This window comes from Paraburkholderia sp. GAS348 (assembly GCF_050434205.1).
In the GTDB taxonomy this organism is placed as follows: domain Bacteria; phylum Pseudomonadota; class Gammaproteobacteria; order Burkholderiales; family Burkholderiaceae; genus Paraburkholderia.
Genome location: NZ_JBNPVT010000009.1, coordinates 53444 through 75644, shown reverse-complemented (window position 1 = coordinate 75644; position 22201 = coordinate 53444). Strand labels below are relative to the sequence as shown.

17 protein-coding genes and 2 pseudogenes are annotated in these 22201 nt (G+C 62.2%); 4 read left to right on the top strand and 15 right to left on the bottom strand.

Annotated elements, in window-relative coordinates:
* Positions 1–8: 8 nt before the first annotated feature.
* The 5 genes from bcsB to bcsD form a co-directional block, all read right to left on the bottom strand.
* Positions 9–2570 carry a cellulose biosynthesis cyclic di-GMP-binding regulatory protein BcsB gene (gene bcsB, locus P3T22_RS17295; RefSeq protein ID WP_429325569.1) on the bottom strand — a complete coding sequence of 854 codons (2562 nt, stop codon included), beginning with the start codon at positions 2568–2570 and terminating at the stop codon, positions 9–11.
* 3 nt (positions 2571–2573) lie between these two features.
* A complete protein-coding gene (gene bcsA, locus P3T22_RS17290; RefSeq protein WP_429325568.1) occupies positions 2574–4778 on the bottom strand; it encodes a UDP-forming cellulose synthase catalytic subunit in 2205 nt (734 codons plus the stop codon).
* Positions 4775–5563, bottom strand: a complete 789-nt coding sequence (gene bcsQ / locus P3T22_RS17285) for a cellulose biosynthesis protein BcsQ (RefSeq protein WP_063498677.1) — start codon at positions 5561–5563, stop codon at positions 4775–4777. Before bcsQ ends, bcsA begins: the two co-directional genes overlap by 4 nt.
* Positions 5560–6315 carry a cellulose biosynthesis protein BcsP gene (gene bcsP, locus P3T22_RS17280; RefSeq protein ID WP_429325567.1) on the bottom strand — a complete coding sequence of 252 codons (756 nt, stop codon included), beginning with the start codon at positions 6313–6315 and terminating at the stop codon, positions 5560–5562. The genes bcsQ and bcsP overlap by 4 nt, the downstream gene beginning before the upstream one ends.
* 87 nt (positions 6316–6402) lie before the next feature.
* A complete protein-coding gene (gene bcsD, locus P3T22_RS17275; protein ID WP_063498679.1) occupies positions 6403–6858 on the bottom strand; it encodes a cellulose biosynthesis protein BcsD in 456 nt (151 codons plus the stop codon).
* A 337-nt stretch (positions 6859–7195) separates the two neighbouring features.
* Here bcsD and P3T22_RS17270 point away from each other — a divergent pair, with 337 nt between their 5' ends.
* Positions 7196–9529 (top strand): EAL domain-containing protein, encoded by a 2334-nt coding sequence (locus P3T22_RS17270; protein WP_429325566.1) that lies wholly within the window; start codon positions 7196–7198, stop codon positions 9527–9529.
* Between the two features lie 329 nt (positions 9530–9858).
* On the opposite strand, the pseudogene P3T22_RS17265 reads toward P3T22_RS17270, so the two are convergent.
* From P3T22_RS17265 to P3T22_RS17235, 7 genes and pseudogenes are all read right to left on the bottom strand, one after another.
* A pseudogene (locus tag P3T22_RS17265) lies at positions 9859–10226 on the bottom strand (aldolase/citrate lyase family protein); the annotation flags it as partial.
* A 10-nt stretch (positions 10227–10236) separates the two neighbouring features.
* Positions 10237–11040: a 2-oxo-hept-4-ene-1,7-dioate hydratase gene (gene hpaH, locus P3T22_RS17260; RefSeq protein WP_429325565.1), complete on the bottom strand. Its 804-nt coding sequence runs from the start codon at positions 11038–11040 to the stop codon at positions 10237–10239.
* Positions 11041–11363: 323 nt separating this feature from the next.
* The gene (locus P3T22_RS17255; protein ID WP_429325564.1) at positions 11364–11762 is read right to left on the bottom strand and encodes a 5-carboxymethyl-2-hydroxymuconate Delta-isomerase; all 399 of its coding nucleotides are present in this window, start codon (positions 11760–11762) and stop codon (positions 11364–11366) included.
* Between the two features lie 21 nt (positions 11763–11783).
* Positions 11784–12647, bottom strand: a complete 864-nt coding sequence (gene hpaD, locus P3T22_RS17250; RefSeq protein ID WP_429325563.1) for a 3,4-dihydroxyphenylacetate 2,3-dioxygenase — start codon at positions 12645–12647, stop codon at positions 11784–11786.
* Between the two features lie 61 nt (positions 12648–12708).
* Positions 12709–14166 (bottom strand): 5-carboxymethyl-2-hydroxymuconate semialdehyde dehydrogenase, encoded by a 1458-nt coding sequence (hpaE, locus tag P3T22_RS17245; protein ID WP_429325562.1) that lies wholly within the window; start codon positions 14164–14166, stop codon positions 12709–12711.
* A gap of 57 nt (positions 14167–14223) precedes the next feature.
* Positions 14224–14982, bottom strand: coding sequence for a fumarylacetoacetate hydrolase family protein (locus P3T22_RS17240; protein WP_429325561.1), 759 nt, complete (start codon positions 14980–14982; stop codon positions 14224–14226).
* The gene (locus tag P3T22_RS17235; RefSeq protein ID WP_429325560.1) at positions 14979–15752 is read right to left on the bottom strand and encodes a fumarylacetoacetate hydrolase family protein; all 774 of its coding nucleotides are present in this window, start codon (positions 15750–15752) and stop codon (positions 14979–14981) included. Before P3T22_RS17235 ends, P3T22_RS17240 begins: the two co-directional genes overlap by 4 nt.
* A 177-nt stretch (positions 15753–15929) precedes the next feature.
* Between P3T22_RS17235 and hpaR the strand changes: the two genes are divergently transcribed.
* Positions 15930–16337 (top strand): homoprotocatechuate degradation operon regulator HpaR, encoded by a 408-nt coding sequence (hpaR, locus tag P3T22_RS17230; RefSeq protein ID WP_063498687.1) that lies wholly within the window; start codon positions 15930–15932, stop codon positions 16335–16337.
* Between the two features lie 107 nt (positions 16338–16444).
* Here the strand turns inward: hpaR and P3T22_RS17225 are convergent, their stop codons facing one another.
* On the bottom strand, positions 16445–16864 hold the full coding sequence (locus P3T22_RS17225; protein WP_429325559.1) for a DUF4279 domain-containing protein: 420 nt from the start codon (positions 16862–16864) through the stop codon (positions 16445–16447).
* 422 nt (positions 16865–17286) lie between these two features.
* On the opposite strand from P3T22_RS17225, the gene P3T22_RS17220 reads away from it, so the two are divergent.
* Positions 17287–18366 (top strand): hypothetical protein, encoded by a 1080-nt coding sequence (locus tag P3T22_RS17220; RefSeq protein WP_429325558.1) that lies wholly within the window; start codon positions 17287–17289, stop codon positions 18364–18366.
* A 101-nt stretch (positions 18367–18467) separates the two neighbouring features.
* Here P3T22_RS17220 and P3T22_RS17215 read toward each other — a convergent pair.
* Positions 18468–18713: pseudogene (locus tag P3T22_RS17215) on the bottom strand (gfo/Idh/MocA family oxidoreductase); the annotation flags it as partial.
* Positions 18714–18775: 62 nt separating this feature from the next.
* Positions 18776–20182, bottom strand: a complete 1407-nt coding sequence (locus tag P3T22_RS17210) for an MFS transporter (protein WP_429325557.1) — start codon at positions 20180–20182, stop codon at positions 18776–18778.
* A gap of 482 nt (positions 20183–20664) precedes the next feature.
* Here P3T22_RS17210 and P3T22_RS17205 point away from each other — a divergent pair, with 482 nt between their 5' ends.
* On the top strand, positions 20665–22188 hold the full coding sequence (locus tag P3T22_RS17205) for a CoA-acylating methylmalonate-semialdehyde dehydrogenase (RefSeq protein ID WP_063498692.1): 1524 nt from the start codon (positions 20665–20667) through the stop codon (positions 22186–22188).
* The last annotated feature ends 13 nt before the right edge of the window (positions 22189–22201 follow it).

Genomic DNA, 22201 nt, shown 5'->3' with positions numbered 1-22201 from the left:
CAGTCCTATCAGTCCCTCAGGCGGCGCGCGGCGATCGAACGCAGCGTCCGGTAGAACAGGCCCGCGATGATCAGCGCGGCGAGCACGCCGCCCAGCATCAGCAACAGCGGATGCGACGACAGCGCCCAGCGCAGATACTCCTGCGGCGACAAATGGCCGACATAGTACGCTTCGCCGTTCGACGTGATGGTGACGGTGCGGCCGTGGATCACGGCCATCGCGCCTTGAATTCCCTGCAGCACGTCGGCGTCGAGCAGGGCGGCGGACAGATCGGCGTCCGACTGGCCGGCCGCGCTCACCAGCGCGACGGCGCTGCGGTTCTTGTGCAGCGGCGATTCGAAACCGGTCAGGAGCGCATCGCCGTTCGAACTCACGAGCGTCAGATCGGCGCGCGCCGGCGAGCGTTCGACACCGCGCTCGCCATGCCACCAGTCCTCGAGCTTGAAGACCACGTCCGAGAGCGCGAAAGTGCGCGAATCGCCGTCGCTGGAGAACGGCATCGATTTGGCCCAGCGCTGCAGCAGCGGTTGCTTGCCCGGCGCGCCGAAAATCAGCAGGTCCTTGTCGGCGTACTTGTCGACGTCGTCGGCCGTGCCGACGGTGACGCCATTCACCGGGTAACCCGTCGATGCGCCCATGCGGCCCATGGTCATCAGGTACAGGCTGTAGTCGCTCGAATCGGCCTCGTCCGGCAGGATCACGGCGGTCTCGGAGAGGTCGGCCATCCGCGTGAAGGGAAAGCCGCTGTTGGCGAAGGCGGCCAGATCGGGCAGGGCCATGTAATGCGGGAACGACGACAGGTCGATGGTCGAGTTCGGATCGATTGCGCCGACTACGTTATCCAGCAGACGGCCGTGGCATTCACCGGTGTTCGGAATATCGTAGAAGAAATGCAGACGCACTTGCGCGCGCGGCGTCAGCAGCAGCGGCGGAATATGGAGCGTGCGACTCGCTTCGGCGGTCCTGTCCGGCAACACGCGCGCGAAGTAATGGCTCAAGTCGAACACTGAGGCCGATTCGGCTGGAATCGGCAAAGCCTGCACGAAGCCGTCATTGACGCTGACATTCAGCGACGAACGGTCCCGCAGCGGACGCACCGTATAACGGTAGCGCAGATCGATCGGCGCGCCCTTGGTATGCCACATGAACAGATCGGGCGGGACGCGCAGATTCACGCGGACGGCGTCGGCGTCGTAGCCGGACACGGTCAGGTCGCGCGGGTCGGCGAGTTCGCCGAAACGCACCGGACGGTTGGTCGGCAGCCAGTTCGGCGCGTCGTACGGCGCGCGCGGCGCGAGTTCGTTCAACTGGGTGATCGTCGCGCTCGGGCCGCTCAGCGTGTTCTGGCCGATGCCGAGTGCCTTGGCGGCGGTTTTCAGTTCGGCTTCGGTGCGGCCGAGCACGAGCAGCAGCTTGCCGCGTGCCGGCGCTTCGCGATCCATCACGGCGATCGTCGGGCCGGAGATCGCCGGAATCGTCACGCCGGCCGGGCGCTGGTCGTCGGTCGCGAACACCACCGCGTTGCCCGACAGCGGCGCGTGATCCAGTTGCGCCGGAAACACCGCGCCACGATAGCCGGCGAGCGCGCCGAACCATGACGCGACGATGCCGCCCGCTTCGAGCGTAGCGGCGCCGGGTTTTTGCGGGAACACGAACGGCAGCTCGAGACGGCGCACGTCGCGGCGGTCGAAGAACGGCTGCGGCAATGCCGCCAGGTCCGGCTTGCTGGCGAGCGACGCATAGGTCAGATCGAGCGAACTGGCGTTGCTGACGGTGGCCCACAGCGACGAATTCGCCGGGTCTTCGCAGCTCGTCGTGTAATGCCCGATCAACTGCACGTTCAGATGGTTGAATTCGGTGATGAAACGCGGATCGATCGAGACGTCGCGCGCCACCAGCATGCCGGCCTGTTCGTGCGGCACGGGCAGCGTCGCGGCGACTTCGCCGTTCACCAGCACTTTCAGCTGGGAAATATTCGCGAGCAGCGCGGGCGAATAGCTATAGACCAGATGCAGGACCGCGCCGGTCACCACTTCGTCGCCGCGCACGGAGAAGGCGACGCCGTTCTGGCCGTCGGTGCCGCGCAGTTGCAGCGGATCGTGCGCGCCCAGGTCGGCGAAGGTGAGCGTCTGACGCCGGCCGCCCGGCACCAGCGTGCCCGGTTCGGCGGTGGTCGGCGTTCTGATACCCAGAGCTTTCACCGACGACGCGGCGAGCGCCGGCGTGGGCGTGGCCAACTGCGCTTGCGCGAGCGTGTTCGGATCGTAAGGGATGGCCGCGCTCGGCGCGGACACACTGCCCGCGCCAACGGCGACGCGCGCAGCCGGCGCGTCCTGGGTCACTGCCGCCTGGCCGGCTTGCGGCGCACTCGCGCCGCCGATGGCCGCCGCGGCCACTTCAGCCGCCGAAGCCAGCGGCGCCGCCAACGCGGTCTGCAACGCGAGCCAGCAGGCAAGCCCGCGCATCAACCGCTGCGAGCGGGGGCGTCCAGACAGACGTGCCTTCGGTTCCATCACACTGCGCTCGTGATTCGAGCGTTCGACGTTTGACTTCGCCATCCTGTTGCCCATAGATCAGTCTTTGGTTTTTAGCTTCTTGACGTCCACCGGACGGCTTTTCATCGCGCTTCGAAGGTCGGCATAAAGATGCTCGAAGAGCCCCGCAATGCCGCGTGCGCCGACCGTCAGCACATGCGACAGACCGCGCAACGGCGTGTCCTGCTGACGCCCTTCGGCCCAGCCGGTCCACGCGTCGGCGCGCGCGAAGGTGGTCTTGACGAACTCGTATTCCTGCTCGCGCGTCATCGCCGAGAAGCGCAGGCCCACGCGGCCCGGCTCCGTGAAACCGACGGTGGCGGGGAAGGCGTATTCCTCGTCGCCGCGAAACAGCGACACTGTCACGTGTTCGTGCAACGGCACTTCGATTTTCGCCGGCAGCGCCACGCCGACGCCGCCTTCCGAATAGTCGATGGTTTCGCAGGCAAGCGTGCGGCCGGTCGAGAACTTCAGCATCACGGGCATCTGCATCGCCACGCGGTGCACGGCGCGAATCTGCCGGCGCTCGCTCGCCGCGGCCACGCTCGCGCCGAGTATCAGCATGTTGTAGGTGGTCCAGCCGAGGTTCAGGATGGTCGTGTTCACCACGCTGCGGATGTGCCAATTCAGATAGATATGCACGATACCCACGACAAAGCCGATCAGGTTCAGCAACAGCAGGAACAGATACGGCCGCGAGATCGCCCAGTCGAAGTAGTTCTTCTCGATCTGGCCACCCTTGGCCGTCACGTTGAACTTGCCGAGCTTCGGATTGATCAGCGCGAGCAGCGTAGGCGCGGTGATGTACGACGCCAGCACCGATTCGTACACTTCGGCCCAGAACGAATGGCGGAACGAGCGCTGCATCCGCGAGTTGGTGATGCTCGCGTGCATCATGTGCGGCAGTGCGTAGATCGCGATCGTGCTGGCGGCGGCTTCGATCACGTGCGCGCCGAAGAACAGATACGACAGCGGTGCGGTGAGGAACACCAGACGCGGGATGCCGTAGAAGAAGTGCATCATCGCGTTCAGATAGCAGAGCCGCTGGCCGAGTTTCAGGCCCTTGCCGGTCAGTGGATTGTCGATCCGGAAAATCTGCGTCATGCCGCGTGCCCAGCGAATCCGCTGGCCGATGTGGCCGGAGAGACTTTCAGTGGCGAGACCCGCCGCCTGCGGGATCGCCAGATACGCGGTGGTGTAGCCGAGGCGGTGCAGCTTTAACGCGGTGTGCGCGTCTTCGGTAACGGTCTCTACTGCAATGCCGCCGATCTCTTCGACCATGGTCCGGCGCAGCAACGCGCAGGAGCCGCAGAAGAACGTGGCGTTCCACAGATCGTTGCCGTCCTGCACGAGGCCGTAAAACAGTTCGCCTTCGTTCGGTACCTTGCGGAAGGTGCCGAGATTGCGTTCGAACGGGTCGGCGGAGAAGAAGTGGTGCGGCGTTTGCAGCATCGACAGCAGCTTGTCGCGCAGGAACCAGCCGAGGCCGATCTGCAGGAACGAGCGGGTCGGAATGTGATCGCAGTCGAAGATCGCGAGGTATTCACCCTGGGTGATCTTCAAGGCTTCATTGATGTTGCCGGCTTTCGCGTGGCGGTTGTGCGTGCGGATCGTCCAGTTGACGCCGACCTCCTCGCAGAACGCCTTGAACTCGGGACGGCGGCCGTCGTCGAGCACGTGGATCGAGATTTTCTCGGCCGGATAGTCGAGCGCGAGCGCGGCGAAGATGGTCGGCTTCACCACCGAGAGCGGCTCGTTGTAGGTCGGGATGAAGACGTCGACGGACGGCCACAGGTCGCGCGAAGCGGGCAGCGGCATCGGCGTGCGCTTGAGCGGCCAGGCGGTCTGGAAGTAGCCGAGCAGCAGCACGAGGGTCGAATAGACCTCGGCCGAGACCAGCAGCAGGCCCCACGCGGCGTCGAGCGGATGTTCCCAGTACGTGGTCGAAGTGAGCCGCCAGTACATATAGCGGCCCGACGTGACCACCGAGAGCATGATCATCACCATCGTCGCGTAACGGCCAGGCAGGCGGCGGAACCACAGGGCGGTGATGAAGCAGCAGGTTGCGAACGTCAGTTGCTCGTAGAACGCGAGCGGCACCGTGAACACGAAGTACAGCATCATCAGCGCGAACAGCGTGACCAGACCCGTCACAATCCGGCTGTTCCAGAAGCGTGCGTCGACGAAGCGTTCGAGCCGCGATGGCTCGGCGCCTTCGAGGCCTGGCGATGAAGGCGTAGTCATGCGACGTTCCTCGGCGAGACGGCGATCGCATCGACCGCCGCCGTCAGCCAGTTGCCGCACGAGCGAAAATCCGCGGCTGCCTGGCTGAGTGGATCGTAGTGAATCAACGTGGTGTCGCAGGCGAGCGCTTCGCTCACGCCTTCGTCCAGATGGATCACGCCCGGGAAAAGCTTGTCGCCGAGCATCTGGCGCAAGACCTTGAGGACGTCTTTGGTCAACTGGCGCGACTGGTCGATCTGGTTGATCACATAGCCAACGCCGCCGAACTCGGGACGCGGCGCCGCATACGTTTCAATCAGCCGTTCCATTAACGGAATGGCCGCGTAAGAGGCGGCGTCGGCCAGCACCACGTTCAGCGCGAAGGTGGCCGCGCATAATGCCGTGCGTACGTACACGGACGAACCCGGCGGCGTATCGATGATGACGATGTCGGATGCATCGAGCCGCAGCGTCTGCAGCGACTGCGCGAGCCACCCCGGCTCCTGGTCGATACGCGCTTCGAAGCGGCGGCGGTCGTCTTCGAGCAGCGCGCCATAGGGCAGCACGGTCACGCCGTCTACGCCGTCGAACATCACCGATTGCCATGGATCGCCCGTCAACGTGGCGCGCGACAAGCCGTCGATGCTGTCGAGCGGCACGCCGAAATGCAGGCGCAGCGCGTTCTGCGGATCGAGGTCGAGGGCAATCACCCGGCGGCCGCTAGCGGCCAGCACGGAAGCGAGATTGGCGGCGAGGGTGGTTTTACCGACCCCGCCTTTGGCAGACACGACTGCAATGACCTTCATGAGCGACGAGGGCCGTTGATCAGCCACGAGTTGGAGGCGGCGGGCGTGACGGCGCGCGGTGCGCCCGCCGGCGCGGCGGCCGCTTGAGTGGCTGTGCCGCGCAGACGGTCGAAGACCGATTGCAGCGGTGCGGATTCGCTTGGCGGGGCGGCGGGCCGCGGCGGCGCGAGTGTGGGTTCCGGGGCGAACAGTTTGCCAAGGATCGAAGCGGGCGGCTTCGGCGCAGCAGGCGCAATCGTGGGGGTGTGGGCGGGTGCCTGTGCCTGTACCCACGCCTGTGCCCACGCCTGGGCAGGCGCGGGAGCAGGAGCAGGCGCAGGCGCTTGAACCCACGCGGGCGCGGCTTCCGGGTGCGGCGCCGGCGCGGTTTCATCTTCCGTATCGGGCGCGCCGAAACGCGAAGCGCCGCTCGAAGCGGCAGGCTGAACAGTGACGACGACCGGCGGGATGTCGCGCCTATGTGAGCGGGTGAACAGCGGCGCCTTCGCGCGCGTGACGGAGGCGGCGTCTTTGGGCGTCGTGTCCTGACGATCGGCAGTGGGCGCCGCGTCTTGCGCCGATGCCTCGCTAGCAGCGACTGCACGGCGTTGGCCGATCGCCGGAATCGCCGGCTGGGTCAAATCCAGCGTCACCAGCAGCGGCCAACGTGTGCGCGCCGAACGCGCTTCGTTTTCGCGGCCGATTTCCTGGTACGCGTTGGCGTCGCCCCCAAAATGATCGAATAGTTTCTCGATGTCGCTCGATGAACTCATAGTGCCGCCGTCTTGTACATGACTTGCCTTGCCACGATCCACACGCTTGCTCGCGGCGCCAGAACTGATTTCAACTTCACGATTCGCTCAGACCGGATGCCGGCCCATTCGAAACTCGATCGCGGTGTCTGTGCCGTACTCGCTGGTTTGTGCGACCGACAGGCCGTGCGCGCCCAACGCGCTCAACCAGGTCTGATAGACGCCTTCGAGAAACGCCGGGGTCCACGCGAGCGCCGTGTTGCCGAACGCCTGCAGCGGCGCGCAGTAATGAAGGATGCGCAAAGATTCGGCTTCGTCGGACAACTCCACGAAGCCCCAATCCATCCCATGCCAGACCAGATTCAATGCCTGAGCGAGTTCCGCCGTCGACCCGCAAGCCGGCAACTGATGCGCCGCGGCAAACCGGCAGCCGATGCGGTACATCAGTTGGCGCAGTTCGTCGCGGCCGATCTGCGCTTCGAACTCTGTTGCCAAAGCGGTCAGCATGCCACGCCATTGTGGCGAGATCTGGCGTTCCAGCAGGTAATCGAGAATTGGGACCATATTTTCCAGGAAAGGGCCGTTGCTTCAGCCGTGTATGAAAATGGGCACCGACGGTCAAATACAAGTGAACGTGTTAAGGAAAGCCGCGCGTTGCACGCGTCTTAGGTTATTTTTACCGAATTGTCCAGTCTGTTCGCCACACTTCGCAGGAGTCTACTTAAGACATTAACTTTTAGCCACTTTACATTCGTCGGAACTATGGGTGCAAATTGGGGTGGGTGGCCGCGTAGCCCCTCGGAGCGGGGCGCAATTCTATTTGCGGGCAGGCTAAATATTTGTCAGACGGTTGCCGTTATACATCGGACGAGTGACCGGAGCCAGTCTGATATCTATCAATATGCTTTCCACCTCAACGAAGCAACTGTCCGATTCCGGTTTGCGCGACCGTTTTCATCGACGATCGCTGGAACACCAGCGTCCACTTTCGACCGTGGCGATGGCGTTTACTGTTGTCGCCTTCCTGTGTTTCGTGGGGGCGCGCAACATGGTCGCCGGCCCGGCGACGCCGCTCCCCTACCGGCTCGCCTGTGCGCTGATGCTTGCCCTGCTGGCGATAGCGATTCCACGCACCGGCTCGACCCGGATGTTCGGCGCAATCGGTGTCGCGTACGCGCTGGTGCTGATGGCCGGGCTCGCGCTGAACGTTTCCGGCGTCGAGCAACCGTTGCTGTGGGCACTGCCGGCAATGGTGGCAATCCCGATCTGCGCCGCGCCGCTATGGCTCACGCCGCTGCATTTCTTCGCCGGCAGCGCGCTGTTCTATGGGGCGGCGCTTGCCTTGCTGTTTGGCGAGCCGCACACGCATGACGTCGACGTCGTCGTGTGGATGTGGGTGGTGGCGATCGGCATACCGGCTTCGGTTGTGTTTCACTTCGTTTTCTACCGGTTCCGGCGCAACCACTTTCTGCTCGAGAGCCAACTGGCGCAACTCGCCGCGACCGATCCGCTGACCGGCCTGCAAAACCGCCGCGCGTTTGTGAAGCAGGGCGAGCGCCGCCTCGAAACCATGACGCCCGATGCGCGGGTCAGCGCTATTTTTCTCGACATCGACAGTTTCAAATCGCTGAACGACCGCTTCGGTCACGCGATCGGCGACCACACGCTGTACCAGGTCGCCCAGGTGCTGATGGAGGAGACCTCCGCGGACGACAGCGTGAGCCGGATCGGCGGCGAGGAGTTCGCGGTGCTGCTGCGCGACGGGCTGGCCGGCGCACTGGCGCTGGCCGAGCGCCTGCGCTGTGCGATTGCCGCGATCGAGCGGCCCGACGGCCATCTGACCGCGAGCTTCGGCGTGGCCGAACACCGCAGTGGCGAAAACATCATGGTGCTGCTCGATCGTGCCGATGAAGCCTTGCTGCGCGCCAAGCATTCGGGCAGAAACCGCGTGTGCGCCGAACGTGCGTTGCCGTTCGAGGCGCCGCACATGCTCTCCGATGCTGCGCATGAGGAGGATGGGGCGGCTGCGTTGCGGCATCGCTGGGAGGACTATTACCTGACCTCGCACTTCCAGCCGCTCTATAGCTTGTCGCATCAGAAGCAGGTGGGGTTCGAGGCGTTGCTGCGCGGCGAGCAGGACGACGGCACGCTGGTGCCGCCCGTTGTCCTGTTCGCGCCGAAGCCGTCCCGCGACGAAGGCGCGCTCGATCGCGCGAGCCATGCCGTGCATCTGGCCAATGCGCGCGAATCGCTGCCCGGCGGTGCGTGGCTGTTCCTCAATATTTTGCCGGCCACGTTTATCGCCGAAGGCTATGCGGATCAGCTCGCCATGATCGTGCGGGCGGTGGGGCTCGAACCGGAGCAGGTGATTCTCGAGATTCTCGAATCGCATGGCGGCAGCGTCGACGACATGTCGCGGGCGGCGGCTTTGTACCGCGAGCATGGCTTTCTGATCGCCGTCGACGATTTCGGCGCGGGGCAATCGAACCTCGACCGGTTGTTGCGGATCCGGCCGGATCTCGTGAAGCTTGACGGTGAGCTGATTCGCGCAACCAGTCACGGTTCCGGGCAGCCGATCTTGCCGAAGCTCGTTTCGCTGTTGCATCAGGCGGGGATGCTGGTGGTTGTGGAGGGCGTAGAGACCACTGAGGAATTGATTCTTGCTGTTGAGTCGAATGTGGATTTCGCGCAGGGGTATCTGCTCGGGCGGCCGGCGACCGAGATTGCGCCGCCGGAATCGGTGCATCGGCGGATCGATGATGCTTTTGATGTGATTGCTCAGGGGAGGGCGCATCAGCATGCGTTGTTCGAGTCGGAAGTGGAGCCTTATCGGGTTGCGTTGAGGCTTGCTGCGGATGGTTTGGTGGCCGGTGTTGCAATGCGGGAGGCGTTTGCTTTTCTGGCGACGTTTGATCGCTGTATCAGCTGTTTTATTCTCGATGATTCGGGTAGGCAGATTGGGGCTGAGGTGCCGGGGCCGGCGTGGAGCAGCGATGCGGCTTCGCTGCAGCCTGTCGCGAATCCGCGGGATGCAAGGTGGGATCATCGGCCTTATTTTCGTAATGCGGTTTTGTTGCCTGGGGTGGCTGTGGCTAGTAATCCTTATCTTTCTTTGGCCAGCGGCCGGCCTTGTGTTGCGGTTACCTTGGCTGTGCAGTTCGCTAGTGGTAGGGCTGTTGTTGGAGTGGAGCTGGATTGGTCGGTGGTGGGGTTGCCTTGGCCGGCGGGGGATTAAGGTTTTTTTTGCTTTTTTGCTTTTTGCTTTTTTGCCTGCGGCGCTTTGGCTGTTTGCCTAGGGCGTTGGCCTTTCCTTGAATTGATATTGGTTTATTAGCGTCGCCCCTATGCGGGGCGGCACTCACTTTCTTTGCCGCCGCAAAGAAAGTAAGCAAAGAAAGCGGCTCAAACCGCTAATGCTAAGTGGGCACCGTGGTCTGCACGGGGTAGTGGTGCATCTGGAATCCGGGCCCTCGCACCTTCAGGCACCAGTGACAAAGGATTCATCAGCTCCCACTCCGCACTACGTGCGTCGCGGACAGGTCTGCATGGGAAACCACAGGCTTCGCCCCGGCTCAATAAGCCCGTGTCCGTTCCCACCGCCACAAACGTCGCGCCCGCCGCCAGGTACTCGGCCGCAATGGCCGAATCCGGTACTAGTACACCCGCCGCTTTGCCGGCGTCCCGCACCTTCCCGATATCCGCTTCCATCTCGATGCCCGCGCCAACGCACTCCCCATGCCACGAATGCCCCGCGGCGGGTAGCGCGTCGCCGCGACGGCGTTCGGTGCGTGCTCGTTGTCGATCAATAGCCAGTCGAAACCGGCCGTGGCCAGCAACTCGGTCACGTGTGCGTCGGCAGGCGCCGCCCATAAGCCGAATTGCGGTTTGCCTTCGGTCAGCGCGCGCTTGAATGTGTTTTGCAGTAGAGACATGTCGGCACACTCAAATGAAGTTCAAACCAATGCCGCCCAGCGGACCATAGTCGACATGGAAAGTGTCGCCCGCTCGTGCCGGGATCGGGCTCGTGAACGAGCCGCTCAGAATGACGTCGTTTGCGTTCAATACCTCGTCATACGAAGCGATCTTGTTCGCGAGCCATGCAACGCCAATTGCAGGGTGATTCAGCACGGCCGCGGCAAGTCCGCTTTCTTCCACAGCCCCATTCTTGTAAAGCAATGCGCCCACCCAACGAAGGTCGACGTCCAGCGGGCGCACCGGGCGGCCGCCCAACACAATGCCGGCATTCGCCGCGAAGTCGGAGATGGTGTCGTAGACCTTGCGCGGCGCCTTCGTCTCACGGTCGATTTGCTCGATGCGCGCGTCAATAATCTCGACCGCAGGGCTCACGTAGGCCGTGGCATCCAGAACATCGAACAGCGTGACGCCAGGGCCCTTCAAAGGCTTGCTCAATACGAAGGCCAGTTCGACTTCCACGCGCGGTGCAATGAATCGGTCGGCGCGGATGTCCTGGCCGCTTTCGATGAACATGCTGTCGAGCAGCGGCGCATAGTCGGGTTCGTCAATCTGCGACGAACGCTGCATCGCGCGTGAGGTCAGGCCAATCTTACGGCCCTTGATCACATGCCCCTCGGCCAGTTTGAGCTTCACCCACTCGCGCTGAATCGCGTAACCGTCCTGTACAGTCATCCCGGGATACCTGGCCGAAAAGTGGCGCAGCTGGGTACGCGTTTTCTCGGCGTTGTCGAGCTGCGCCGCGAGATCGCGGATAGTCTGTTCGTCTAGCATGATGGATTCTCTATGAGCAGCCGACAGGCCCGGCTGCTCGGGCCGGAATATTAGGCCGGAATATCAAGCTCAAATCCCAGGCACAGATCGCAGGCACAGATATCGGGCACAGATATCAGGCACAGATATCAGGCACAGATATCAGGCACAGATATCAGGCACAGATATCAGGCACAGATATCAGGCACAGATATCAGGCACAGATATCAGGCACAAGTCTCAGGCACAAGTCTCAGGCACAAGTCTCAGGCACAAGTCTCAGGCACAAGTCTCAAGCCCAAATCTCAAGCCCAAATCTCAAGCCCAAATCTCAAGCCCAAATCTCAGGCCTTTAGCCGCGCGTGCAAGTTATTGTGCTTCCACGTTTCCGCTTCGCTGAATTCATTGATTTCCAACGACAACGCCAGCCCGTGTTGTTGAAACTCAGCGGCGAAGTGCTGTTTGATCGCTTCAAAAAGCGCCTCTCCGGTCGCCTTTTTAGTGGCGTCCGAGCGGCCCGGGGCGATCTTCAGGTTCGCGTGCAGGAAGGCGGCGTCGGCTCTGCCGTCGGCGATGCAGTAATGATCGCAGCGCAAGGCGCGCACGCGGATGCCGCCGAGCGGATAAACGCGTTGTTCGTTCTCGCGCTGTGCGCCGAGGCATTCAGCGAGTGATGCGCAAAGCTGCCCGATGCTGTCTTCATCAGCAAGATTGGCGCTGTATTCGAGTGTCAAATGTGGCACGGCAGGTTCCTTTTTCAGAGTTTAAGCAGGCAGGGGCGTCACGGGGAAGATCGCATTGATCTGGCCGGTGCCCGAACTGCCGAAATACGGCGTAACGACTTCAACCTTGCCGTCGTAACGATCCCAGCCGAGCGCACCGAGCAGCATCGCGGTGTCGTGCATGCCGCCTTCGCCCCAGCATTTCTCGTTATACAGCGGCAGCATCTCGCAGAAGGTCTTCCAGTCGCCGGCTTCCCACAACTCGACCACCTTGCGGTCCATCTGTTCGAGAAATGGACTCCACACCTTGTGCATGAATTGCTCGGCGGTGCCGTTGTTGGCGAAGTGGTGGCTCAAGGACCCGCTCGCCAGAATCGCCACGGTGCCGTCGTAGCGTTTCTCGATGGCCTTGCGTACCGCGAGGCCGAAGCGCGCGCTGGTTTCGAGGTCGTGCCACATGCACCAGCCGGCTACCGACACGGTCTTGAAGTGCTGGTCGCTATTCATATAGCGCATAGGCACCAGCGTGCCGTATTCGAGCTCGAGCGTGGTCTCGCTGTGCGCACGGCATTTTACGCCCATTTCATTGGCGACTTCCGCAATCAGATCGCCGAGCCCGACATTGCCAGGATACGCGTACGGCATGTTCTTGATGAAGTGCGGCAACTCGTTGCTCGTGTAGACACCCTCGAATTTCGGCGCGCAATTGATGTGGTATTCGCTGTTCACCAGCCAATGCACGTCGAAGACGACGATCGTATCCACACCCAATTCGCGGCAGCGTCGCCCGATTTCATGGTGGCCGTCGATCGCGGGCTGACGGCAGCCTTTGTGCGGGCCGTCGAGTTCGGACAGATATAACGACGGGACGTGAGTGACTTTTGCTGCTAACGCGAGTTTGCCCATCGCGGTCTCCTATTCTGTGTGGCGCGAGGCGTGATGCCCCCGCGCGCACATGACCGGCGTGTCAGACGCCCCATCGCGGAATGTGATGCGAGCCGAGCGACACGCACACGTTCTTCGGTTCGAGGAACACTTCGTAGCTCCACGTGCCGCCTTCGCGGCCCACGCCTGATGCCTTGGTACCGCCGAACGGCTGGCGCAGATCGCGCACGTTCTGGCTGTTGACGAAGCACATGCCCGCGTCGACAGCTGCGGCGACGCGATGCGCGCGGCCAGTGCTCTCGGTCCAGATGTAGCTCGACAAACCATAGGAAATGTCGTTGGCGAGTTTGACCGCATCGGCTTCGTCGTCGAACGGAATCAGGCAGGCAACCGGGCCGAAAATCTCTTCCTGGGCAATCCGCATGCGGTTGTCGACGTCGACGAACACGGTCGGTTGAACGAAGTTGCCTTTGCGCATGGCTTCGGGCAAGTCGGGCGTGTCGAGTCCGCCGCACGCGAGCGTGGCGCCTTCTTTGGGACCGAGTTCGATATAGCTGTGGACTTTGGCCAGATGTCCCTGGCTGATCATCGGGCCGACGATCGTGCTGTCGGTCAGCGGATCGCCCACGGTCAAGCGTTTTGCGCGTTCGATGAAACGTTCGGCAAAGCGCGCGTAAATCGAGTGCTGCACCAGAATGCGCGAACCCGCCGTGCAGCGCTCGCCGTTGTTCGAGAAGATCATGAACACGGCGGCGTCGAGTGCGCGCTCGAAATCGGCGTCGTCGAAAATCACGAATGGTGATTTGCCGCCCAGTTCCATCGAAAACTTTTTCAGGCCGGCCGTTTGTACGATGCGGTTGCCGGTTGCCGTCGAGCCAGTGAACGACACCGCATGCACGTCCGGGTGCGCCACCAGCGGTTCGCCGGCGTCCTTGCCGAAGCCATGCACGACGTTCAGCACGCCGGCAGGAATGCCGGCCTCGAGGGCGAGATTGCCGAGCATCGAGGCAGTCAGCGGCGCCAGTTCGCTCATCTTCAACACGGCGGTATTGCCGAACGCGAGGCAGGGCGCGACCTTCCAAGTGGCCGTCATGAACGGTACGTTCCACGGCGAGATCAGCGCGCAGACGCCGACCGGGTGGAACAGCGTGTAGTTCAGGTGCGTATCGGTGGGATACGTATGACCGTCGACTCGGGTGCACATCTCCGCGAAATAGCTGAAGTTGTCGGCGGCGCGCGGCACGAGTTGCTTGCGCGTCTGCGAGATCGTCTGGCCGGTGTCCTTCGTTTCGGTCTCCGAGATGTCCGGCACGTTCTTCGCGATCAGTTCGCCGAGCTTGCGAATGACTTTTGCGCGCTCCGCCGCGGGTTTGCCGGCCCACGCCGGAAACGCCTGTTTGGCCGCACGCACGGCGGCGTCGACTTCTTGCGCACCGCCGCGGGCCACTTCCGCGAGCACGTCCTGCGTCGCCGGATTAACCGTCTCGAAGTAGTCTTTCGCGGTGCTCGGTTTGCCGTCGATCAGGTGTTCGATTCGCATGCCTTGTCCTTTCTTTGGTCCCATAGCGCTTACCCCGATCCCATATAAAGCCGCCGATCAGGCGCGGCCGAAGTCCGCGTCGGATGCAATCGTATTGACGAGACGGCCAAGCCCGTCGATTTCGCAGACCACTTCGTCGCCCGCATTGACGTTGACGATGCCTTCCGGCGTGCCGGTCAGGATCACGTCGCCGGGTGCGAGGGTCATGAAGCTGCTCAGGTATTCGATCAACGCCGGGATATCGGTGACGAGATCGCGCGTGTTGCCGTGTTGCTGCCGCGTGCCATTCACGAACGTGCGCAATTCGAGTTGCGTGACGTCGTCGACATCGGCGGCGTCGACGAACCAGGGACCGAGCACCGTGCCGCCGTCGCGATTCTTCACGCGCAGGTTGGGGCGGTAATAGTTTTCCAGATAGTCGCGGATCGCGTAGTCGTTGGCGATCATGTAGCCGGCCACATGCTGCATGGCGTTTTCGCGCTTGACGTTCTGCGCGGTTTGGCCGATCACGACAGCCAGCTCGCACTCGTAGTGCATAAAGGCGACATCGGCGGGGCGGCGCGTGAAGCCGCGGTGACCAATCACCGTGCCCGGGCCTTTGAGAAAGACCAAAGGTTCTTCCTGCTTGTTGAACTGCAATTCCTTCGCGTGCTCGGCATAGTTCAAACCGAGCGCGAAGATCGTGCCGACCTCGATCGGTGCGAGCCACACCACTTCATCCTCACGACGCACGCGGCCGTCGGCGAGGCGTACGCCGTTGGCGTCCGGATAAGCTTCGTGAATCGCGCCTGCATACGCAACACGGCCACGCATCATGGCTGTTCCCCATCTTGTTCTTCTGCACCGGCAAACGATACTTCGAGCGGCGCCAATCCGCCAATCGATAGCGTGGCCGTGTCGCCGATATGGGCGATGGGAGAACCATAAGGCACGCCGAGCGTGATGACGTCACCGGCGCTCAGTGTCATGAAATCGGTTACGTCCGCAATCAATTGCGCGGCCTTGCGTACCGACGATGCAGTACTCGCCGTGAAGACCTCACGTCCTGGAAGCGAAACCTTGATCGTCAGATCGTCGGGCGTAGCAATATGACGCGCTGCAACCACCGCCGGTCCGATCACGCAAAAGCCGTCGCGTGCCCGGAACCGTACCGAGGGCCGGTACACGCTCGCATGCGGCACGCTCAGGTCGGCGACCAGCGTGTAGCCGGCGATATAGTCGAACGCCTGGCCGGCGCCGACGCGTGTTGCAGTGCGGCCAATCACGATACCCAGCGAAGCGCCGACTTCCACACCCAATGCATCATCAGGCACGACGACACGTGCGCGATGACCGGCAAAGCTATTGCGCGGCTTCAGATAGAGAATCGGCGCTTGCGGCGGTGCTTTATACGGTGTGGCATGCACCGCATCGCCCAATGCTTCCAGCGCAGCGCGGTCGTTCAGCAAGGTTCCATAGACAGCGCCGGAAACGGGCGCACGGCAGGCCATGCCGCGTGCGAGCAGCGCGGCAACAGTGTCCGCATCCACGTCGCGAGGCAGCGCGTCGCCTTCGGGGTGCAACAGGTGATCGGCGAGTGCAAACATAAATTAGCTGTCTCTCGGAGAAAACACTAACATATTAGTAGTATTGCGCTTGATATCATCCACGGTCAATAGCCTGTCGGCTGATCGCGGGTTTTCCCTTGATTTTCGACGGCTGCCTTTAACTTATCCGCCATGTCCGCTTCCGCTTCTACCCGAGTTCTGCACCGCAATCTGCCGATGTTGCTGCTGCGCGCCAGAGAAAAAATGATGGAGCGTTTCCGCCCATTGATTACCGCGCACGGACTGACCGAACAGCAGTGGCGCGTGATTCGCGCACTCAATGAGCACGGCTCGATGGAGCCGCGCCACATCTCCGAGATCTGCACGATTTCGAGCCCGAGCATGGCCGGCGTGCTCGCGCGCATGGAGAGTATGGAACTGGTGACGAAGGAGCGTTTCGCGGAAGACCAGCGCCGCGTGCTGGTGTCGCTCACCGACACGAGCGTGGAACTGGTGCGCGTGATCTCGAAGGATCTCGAAGCGCACTATCGCGAGCTGGAGCGTAAGGTAGGGCCGGAAATCGTCGAGCGCGTGTATCGCGCGGTCGACGATCTGCTTGCCGGCCTTGAGGAAGAGGATGAGTGAAAGCCGTGGCTCAATCGCCCTTGTCGGGCGCAGCCCGTTTTCGGGGCCGCACGGGTGCGGTTCAGAGTTGTTCGGTCTTTTCTTTACCGGCTCAGGCGGGCAGCAGACTACCGATACTCGTCGATTTCGATAGTGCCGCCAAGCGACTCCATCATTACGAGAATATCGTCAGGGACGTCGGGTACACGATCGCCTGTCTCGTTGTGCCAATAACAGAAGAACCGCATGCGCGCGTCGGTTCTCGCGATGGTCGCGCGCAAGTCGTCCCGAGGCAGTCCAAGCCGCTCGACCAGGTACCTGAGGTGCGGCTCAAGTCGGTTGCTCCTTACTGCTGCTTCACTGCTAACGCTCCAGTAGCCGAAGCGCCATCTGTTTTCGCTGACACGGCCTGACGGCAAGACCTTGAGTTCGCCCTTCACGCCGGAGCGATCTGGCAGCACATTGAAATACGCGGTCCAGAAATCTGGGGGTTCGGCATCCTGATAGATTGAAAAAGACGCGTATGCGAGGGGGGTATCCGTTGACATTGTGGCTTGTTCCTTAAGGTGCATAGACATGCATGTTGTCGATTTTTCCGCCGTTGAAATACACGTCTCCGTTGTCATGCCAGATGACGTTGTCGTCTCCACTCGACACTTTCGCCATCCGCCGAAACCGCGTTGTACTCGGGAAACTGCGCACCAGTCGCGCATGCATGATTCGGCAGGATGCGCAATGCGTGAGCGCCACGTCGATACAAGGTAAACTGCTTCGTCCGTAACGAAGTCGACAGCTTGACCCGCTAAAGTGTGCGCTTGAGCGAGGTGGGGCAGGCAATGTCTGCCGTCCATCGAATCCATGTCGCTTCCATTTGAAGAGAAGTCCAATGCCGTTGTCACATGGACCGTCGAGCGGTCCCTCAAGCGGTCCCTCAAGCGGTCCGTCAGGTGCCGCTGACGGGTCGGCCAGCATGTCGCATGATCCCGCCTCTCGTCCAGCTGAAGGCTCGCAACATAGTGCCCTGAAACAGGGGGTATTTCTGCACACGGGCTGGCGCAGCGCCGGAACGTGGATCTGGTCACGCCTGCGCGCACTCGATTCCGTGACCGGATTCTATGAACCGTTCAGCAACGTGCTCGCCGATCTGAGCCTCGCCGACGTTTCCGCATCGCGTCCTACCTTGACTTCCGGGCATCCGCCGCTCGCCGCGCCGTATTTCGAAGAGTACCGGCCGTTTCTGCAAGAGGGGGCGCGCGGCGTAGCCGGATACAGGAAGCGCTTCGGCACGGATCGCTTCTCACCTGTACCCGACGCGGAATTCCCCGCGCTGCAGGCCTATTTGGCCAACCTGTGCGAGCGCGCCGCCGGGCAAGGCAGCGTACCCGTCTTCAAGTTTTGCCGTTCGTCGGGCCGGCTGCCGTGGCTCAAGCGCGCCTTTCCGCAAGCCATGCATGCAGCCGTGCTGCGAAATCCCGCATCGCAGTTTGCCTCGGGGTGGCTGCTCAATCAGCAATGGAGCAATCCGTTCTTCGTGGCCGCGCCGTTTCGCGTGCTGGGTCTGAATCAGACGGAGCCGCTGGTCCGGCAGGCCATCGAAATCTGCGGCGTGAGCTTGCCGCCTGTTGTGCCGGCTTCGGATGACGCCTACGCCATCGCATGCGAACAATATGCGCGCACGGCGGAAGGCAGCAACGCGTATCGGGCGTTCGTCGCGTTGTGGATTCTTTGTGCGTTGCGGATGGCGGACGGCGTCGATCTGATGATCGACGTCGACCGGCTGGGACAGTCGCGTGAGTATGCGGCCGGATTGCGCGCCGGGTTCCAGGCGCAAACCGGTTTGTCGCCTGACTTCAGCAGCGCGCGCGATCTGGTCGAGGAGACGCGTCGCAGCGCGGCGCGCATGGTCGGGATCGATGGCCGCTCGATGCGGGCGGTTCATTCCGCGGCGCTGAAATTCCTCAAGGCGCAAAGCGGAACGGACGCCGCCTTTATCGAACTCATCCGCGAGAAGATGGTGCTGGCCAACGAATTGACGGAGCAATGGCGCTGAATGTTCGATAGGAACGCGGCAGTGCGAATCGTCGCGTACTTGTGCCGGGCGTGATTTCAGTTATCAGCACCTAATGCGGCTCTAACGCTCTAACGGCCGCCGGGACCGCCGTCCGGATTGCGGCGCCATGGCGCGTCGGAGAAGTACTGGTCCGGCTTGAAAAATACCGCGCTGCCCGTTACCGCGACCAGCTTGCCGAGCCTGCCTTCTTCGATCGGTTGCTTCGCTCGGGCCATGATTGGGCTGTGAGCCCGGTGATGACCGACCAGCATTTTCGCGCCGGAGCGCTCGACCTCGTCGACGAGCGTCTCCGCTTCCTCAACCGTGGACGCGAGCGGTTTTTCGAGCGGCTACGGCGATCCGGGTCCGGTTCATGGATAAGCTTTCTCCGGTGGCAGAAAGAGCGGGGTTATACGAGCGCTTTCTTGGCCTCAGCCATGGTCTGGGCCCGCTGCAGTTCGTATTCGTGCTTGTCGATCGGAACGGCATTGCGTTCGCCCAGGTCGCTCAGCTTGACGCGGAAGTTCTCGCGTGCGCTCCAGGCCGTTACCGCTGCAACGATCGTGATGCCGAAGGTGATTGCGCCGATGGTGAGCGGAACATCGTGCGATCCGGGCGGCGCCACATAGGCGAACAGTGCCGGCAGCAGCGCGGTAATCGTGGTGCCGATGTTCTGGCCGATCGCCATCGCGGACACGCGTGAGCGGGTCGGGAACAGCTCCGGGAAGAAACTCGGAAAGATGGCGTTATAGCCTTGATAGATGATGCCCCACATGAGGATCGACATCACCATCGCGAGCGGCACGTTCCTGATGCTGATCGCGTAGAGATAGCCGAACGAGAGCAGCCCCGCGCCGAGCGCGCCGACGATGATTGGCAGGCGGCGGCCGATCCGGTCGGACAGATTGCCCACGTAGGGAATCACCAGCACGGCGACGATGTTGCCGATTACCGGAATCCACAGATAGACACTCTTGGAAAAGCCGATGCCGTACGATGGCTGAACCGCATACGCCGCGCCGAAAATGGTGGCGACGACAGGGATCACGTTCATCAGCGAGCAGCCGACCACCCGCAACATATCCCCCCAGTTATAACGGAAGGCTTCGACGATCGGTGACCTGGGTATGGCGCCGCTGGCGTCTTCCTTGGCGAAAGCCGGCGTTTCATTGACCTCGCGGCGAATGATGTAGCCGGCAATCAGCACCACCGAACTCAACAGAAACGGAATCCGCCAGCCCCACGAGTTGAACGCGCTCTCTTCCATGAAGTAGGCGAGTGGCAGGAACACGGCCGCGGCGAGAATCTGCCCCGCTTGCACGCCTTGCAGCGTGAAGCTTGCGTAGTAGCCGCGCCGCCCGAACGGTGCATGTTCGAGAATCATGGAGCTCGCGCCCGAGATTTCGCCGGCCACGGCAAAACCCTGGATCAGGCGGAGAACGACTAGCAGTGCCGGTGCAAGCAGGCCCACCTGGCGGTAGGTGGGCAGAAAGCCGACCGCCATCGTCGAGAGGCCCATCAGGAACATGCATACTAGCAGGACGTTTTTCCGGCCGTGCGTGTCGCCCCAGTGCCCCAGCACGACCGCGCCGATGGGCCGCGCGACATAGCCGACGCCATAGGTCGCGAGCGATGCGACGATGGCGATCTTCGGATTGCCGGATGGAAAGAACAACTGAGGAAAGATAAGGGCCGCTGCCTGCGCGTAGATGAAGAAATCGTAGTATTCGAGCGCCGAGCCGATCCAGCCGCTAGCGGTCGCCTTGCGAGCCTGCGAGCGACGCTCGCGGCCGCCTGCCGATGCATTCGTTTCCATGTCGTCTCCTGAACAGAAATGTTTTGATCAGCTTCTGTGGCTGCCTCATTTGCGTCTTTAAAGTGAATTTTTGCAAGCCAGGACTTATCGGGAAGCGGCTGTCAATTGCCGCCGGCGGTCCGGTGCGGGTGCCGAAATGCACTGCCGCGTGGATAGATCTGCCAGTGAGACCGGGTTAACCAGTACTTTGGGATCCATAGTATTTCGTCTGATCAGCTTCGCTTGCCTGATCCAAGCGCACTCGTCACGCATGGCGTGGGCGGCATTTGAGCGGAGCCTGGCGTATGGAGGCCACCCGGATAGGGTCACGAATGGAAGCCCTTTCCTGAGGTTGCACCGGTCAGACTGACCAGCACAGTTGCCATACGAAAAACAATACAGTGAGGCGCGGTTTTATTGTGCTGTATCGGGAATATGGCCGGCACCGTCGATACAGTTGGCGGGTCCACCCTTGCGGCCTTTCCCGAACACGAGGTAACGAAATGAATGCAGTGAACGAACAAGCGAAGTTGTCGGTGCAGCAGTTGGGCCATTACATCGGCGGCGCGCCGGCTGCGTCGATTAGCGGCCGCTTCAAGGACGTGTTCAATCCCGCCACGGGCAAGGTGACCGGCTCGGTCGCATTGGCGTCGGTTGAGGAAGTGGATGCGGCCGTGCAGGCCGCCAAGGCCGCCTTTCCCGCCTGGAGCGAAACCGCGCCGATCAAGCGCGCCCGCATTCTGTTCAAGTTCAAGGAGCTGCTGAACCAGCATCACGACGAACTCGCCATGCTGATCACGCGTGAACACGGCAAGGTGTTCACGGACGCGCAAGGCGAAGTGGTGCGCGGCATCGAAGTGGTCGAGTTCGCCTGCGGTATTCCGAACCTGCTGAAGACCGATTTCACCGACCAGATCGGCGGCGGCATCGATAACTGGAATCTGCGTCAGGCGCTGGGCGTGGTAGCGGGGATCACGCCGTTCAATTTCCCGGTGATGGTGCCGATGTGGATGTTCCCGGTGGCGCTCGCTTGCGGCAACACGTTCGTGCTGAAGCCGTCGGAGCGTGACCCGTCGGCGTCGTTGCGCATTGCTGAATTGCTGAAGGAAGCCGGTCTGCCGGACGGCGTGTTCAACGTCGTGAACGGCGACAAGGTGGCCGTGGATGCGCTGATCGCGCACCCGGACGTCGCGGCGCTGTCGTTTGTCGGGTCCACGCCGATTGCGGAATACATCTATACGGAAGCGTCGAAGCGCGGCAAGCGTGTGCAGGCGCTCGGCGGCGCGAAGAATCATCTGGTGGTGATGCCGGACGCCGATCTGGACCAGGCGGTCGACGCCTTGATCGGCGCCGCCTACGGTTCTGCAGGTGAGCGCTGCATGGCGATTTCGGTCGCGGTGGCGGTTGGCCATGTCGCCGATGAACTGATCGAGCGCCTCGTGCCGCGCGTGAAGTCGCTGGTGATCAAGAACGGCGAAAACCTCGACGCCGAAATGGGTCCGTTGGTTACCGCCGAACATAAGGCCAAGGTGGCCGGCTATATCGATTCGGGCGTGGCGGAAGGCGCGAAACTGATTGTCGATGGCCGCGCGCATCCGGTTGCGAATGAAGACGGCTTCTTTATCGGCGGGACGCTGTTCGACCAGGTCGGCACGCAGATGAAGATCTACAAGGAAGAGATCTTCGGCCCAGTGCTGGCCGTTGTGCGCGTGCCCGATTTCGCGAGCGCGGTCGAGTTGATCAACGCGCACGAGTTCGGCAACGGTGTGTCGCTCTTCACGTCGGATGGCGGCGTGGCGCGCGCGTTCGGCCGGCAGATCCAGGTGGGCATGGTCGGCATCAATGTACCAATCCCGGTGCCGATGGCATGGCACTCGTTCGGCGGCTGGAAGCGCTCGCTGTTCGGCGACCACCACGCGTATGGTGAAGAGGGCGTGCGTTTCTATACGCGCTACAAGAGCATCATGCAGCGCTGGCCGGATAGCATCGCGAAGGGTGCCGAGTTCACGATGCCGGTCGCCAAGTAAGCAATAAAGCAGC

Coding starts and splice junctions, on each gene's coding strand:
- P3T22_RS17270 (WP_429325566.1), top strand. CDS start 7,196: ATGCTTTCCACCTCAACGAAGCAACTGTCCGATTCCGGTTTGCGCGAC.
- bcsB (WP_429325569.1), bottom strand. CDS start 2,570: ATGGGCAACAGGATGGCGAAGTCAAACGTCGAACGCTCGAATCACGAG.
- bcsP (WP_429325567.1), bottom strand. CDS start 6,315: ATGAGTTCATCGAGCGACATCGAGAAACTATTCGATCATTTTGGGGGC.
- P3T22_RS17235 (WP_429325560.1), bottom strand. CDS start 15,752: ATGTTTGCACTCGCCGATCACCTGTTGCACCCCGAAGGCGACGCGCTG.
- bcsQ (WP_063498677.1), bottom strand. CDS start 5,563: ATGAAGGTCATTGCAGTCGTGTCTGCCAAAGGCGGGGTCGGTAAAACC.
- P3T22_RS17240 (WP_429325561.1), bottom strand. CDS start 14,982: ATGATGCGTGGCCGTGTTGCGTATGCAGGCGCGATTCACGAAGCTTAT.
- P3T22_RS17205 (WP_063498692.1), top strand. CDS start 20,665: ATGAATGCAGTGAACGAACAAGCGAAGTTGTCGGTGCAGCAGTTGGGC.
- hpaE (WP_429325562.1), bottom strand. CDS start 14,166: ATGCGAATCGAACACCTGATCGACGGCAAACCGAGCACCGCGAAAGAC.
- hpaD (WP_429325563.1), bottom strand. CDS start 12,647: ATGGGCAAACTCGCGTTAGCAGCAAAAGTCACTCACGTCCCGTCGTTA.
- bcsD (WP_063498679.1), bottom strand. CDS start 6,858: ATGGTCCCAATTCTCGATTACCTGCTGGAACGCCAGATCTCGCCACAA.
- P3T22_RS17220 (WP_429325558.1), top strand. CDS start 17,287: ATGTCGCATGATCCCGCCTCTCGTCCAGCTGAAGGCTCGCAACATAGT.
- hpaR (WP_063498687.1), top strand. CDS start 15,930: ATGTTGCTGCTGCGCGCCAGAGAAAAAATGATGGAGCGTTTCCGCCCA.
- P3T22_RS17210 (WP_429325557.1), bottom strand. CDS start 20,182: ATGGAAACGAATGCATCGGCAGGCGGCCGCGAGCGTCGCTCGCAGGCT.
- bcsA (WP_429325568.1), bottom strand. CDS start 4,778: ATGACTACGCCTTCATCGCCAGGCCTCGAAGGCGCCGAGCCATCGCGG.
- P3T22_RS17225 (WP_429325559.1), bottom strand. CDS start 16,864: ATGTCAACGGATACCCCCCTCGCATACGCGTCTTTTTCAATCTATCAG.
- hpaH (WP_429325565.1), bottom strand. CDS start 11,040: ATGCTAGACGAACAGACTATCCGCGATCTCGCGGCGCAGCTCGACAAC.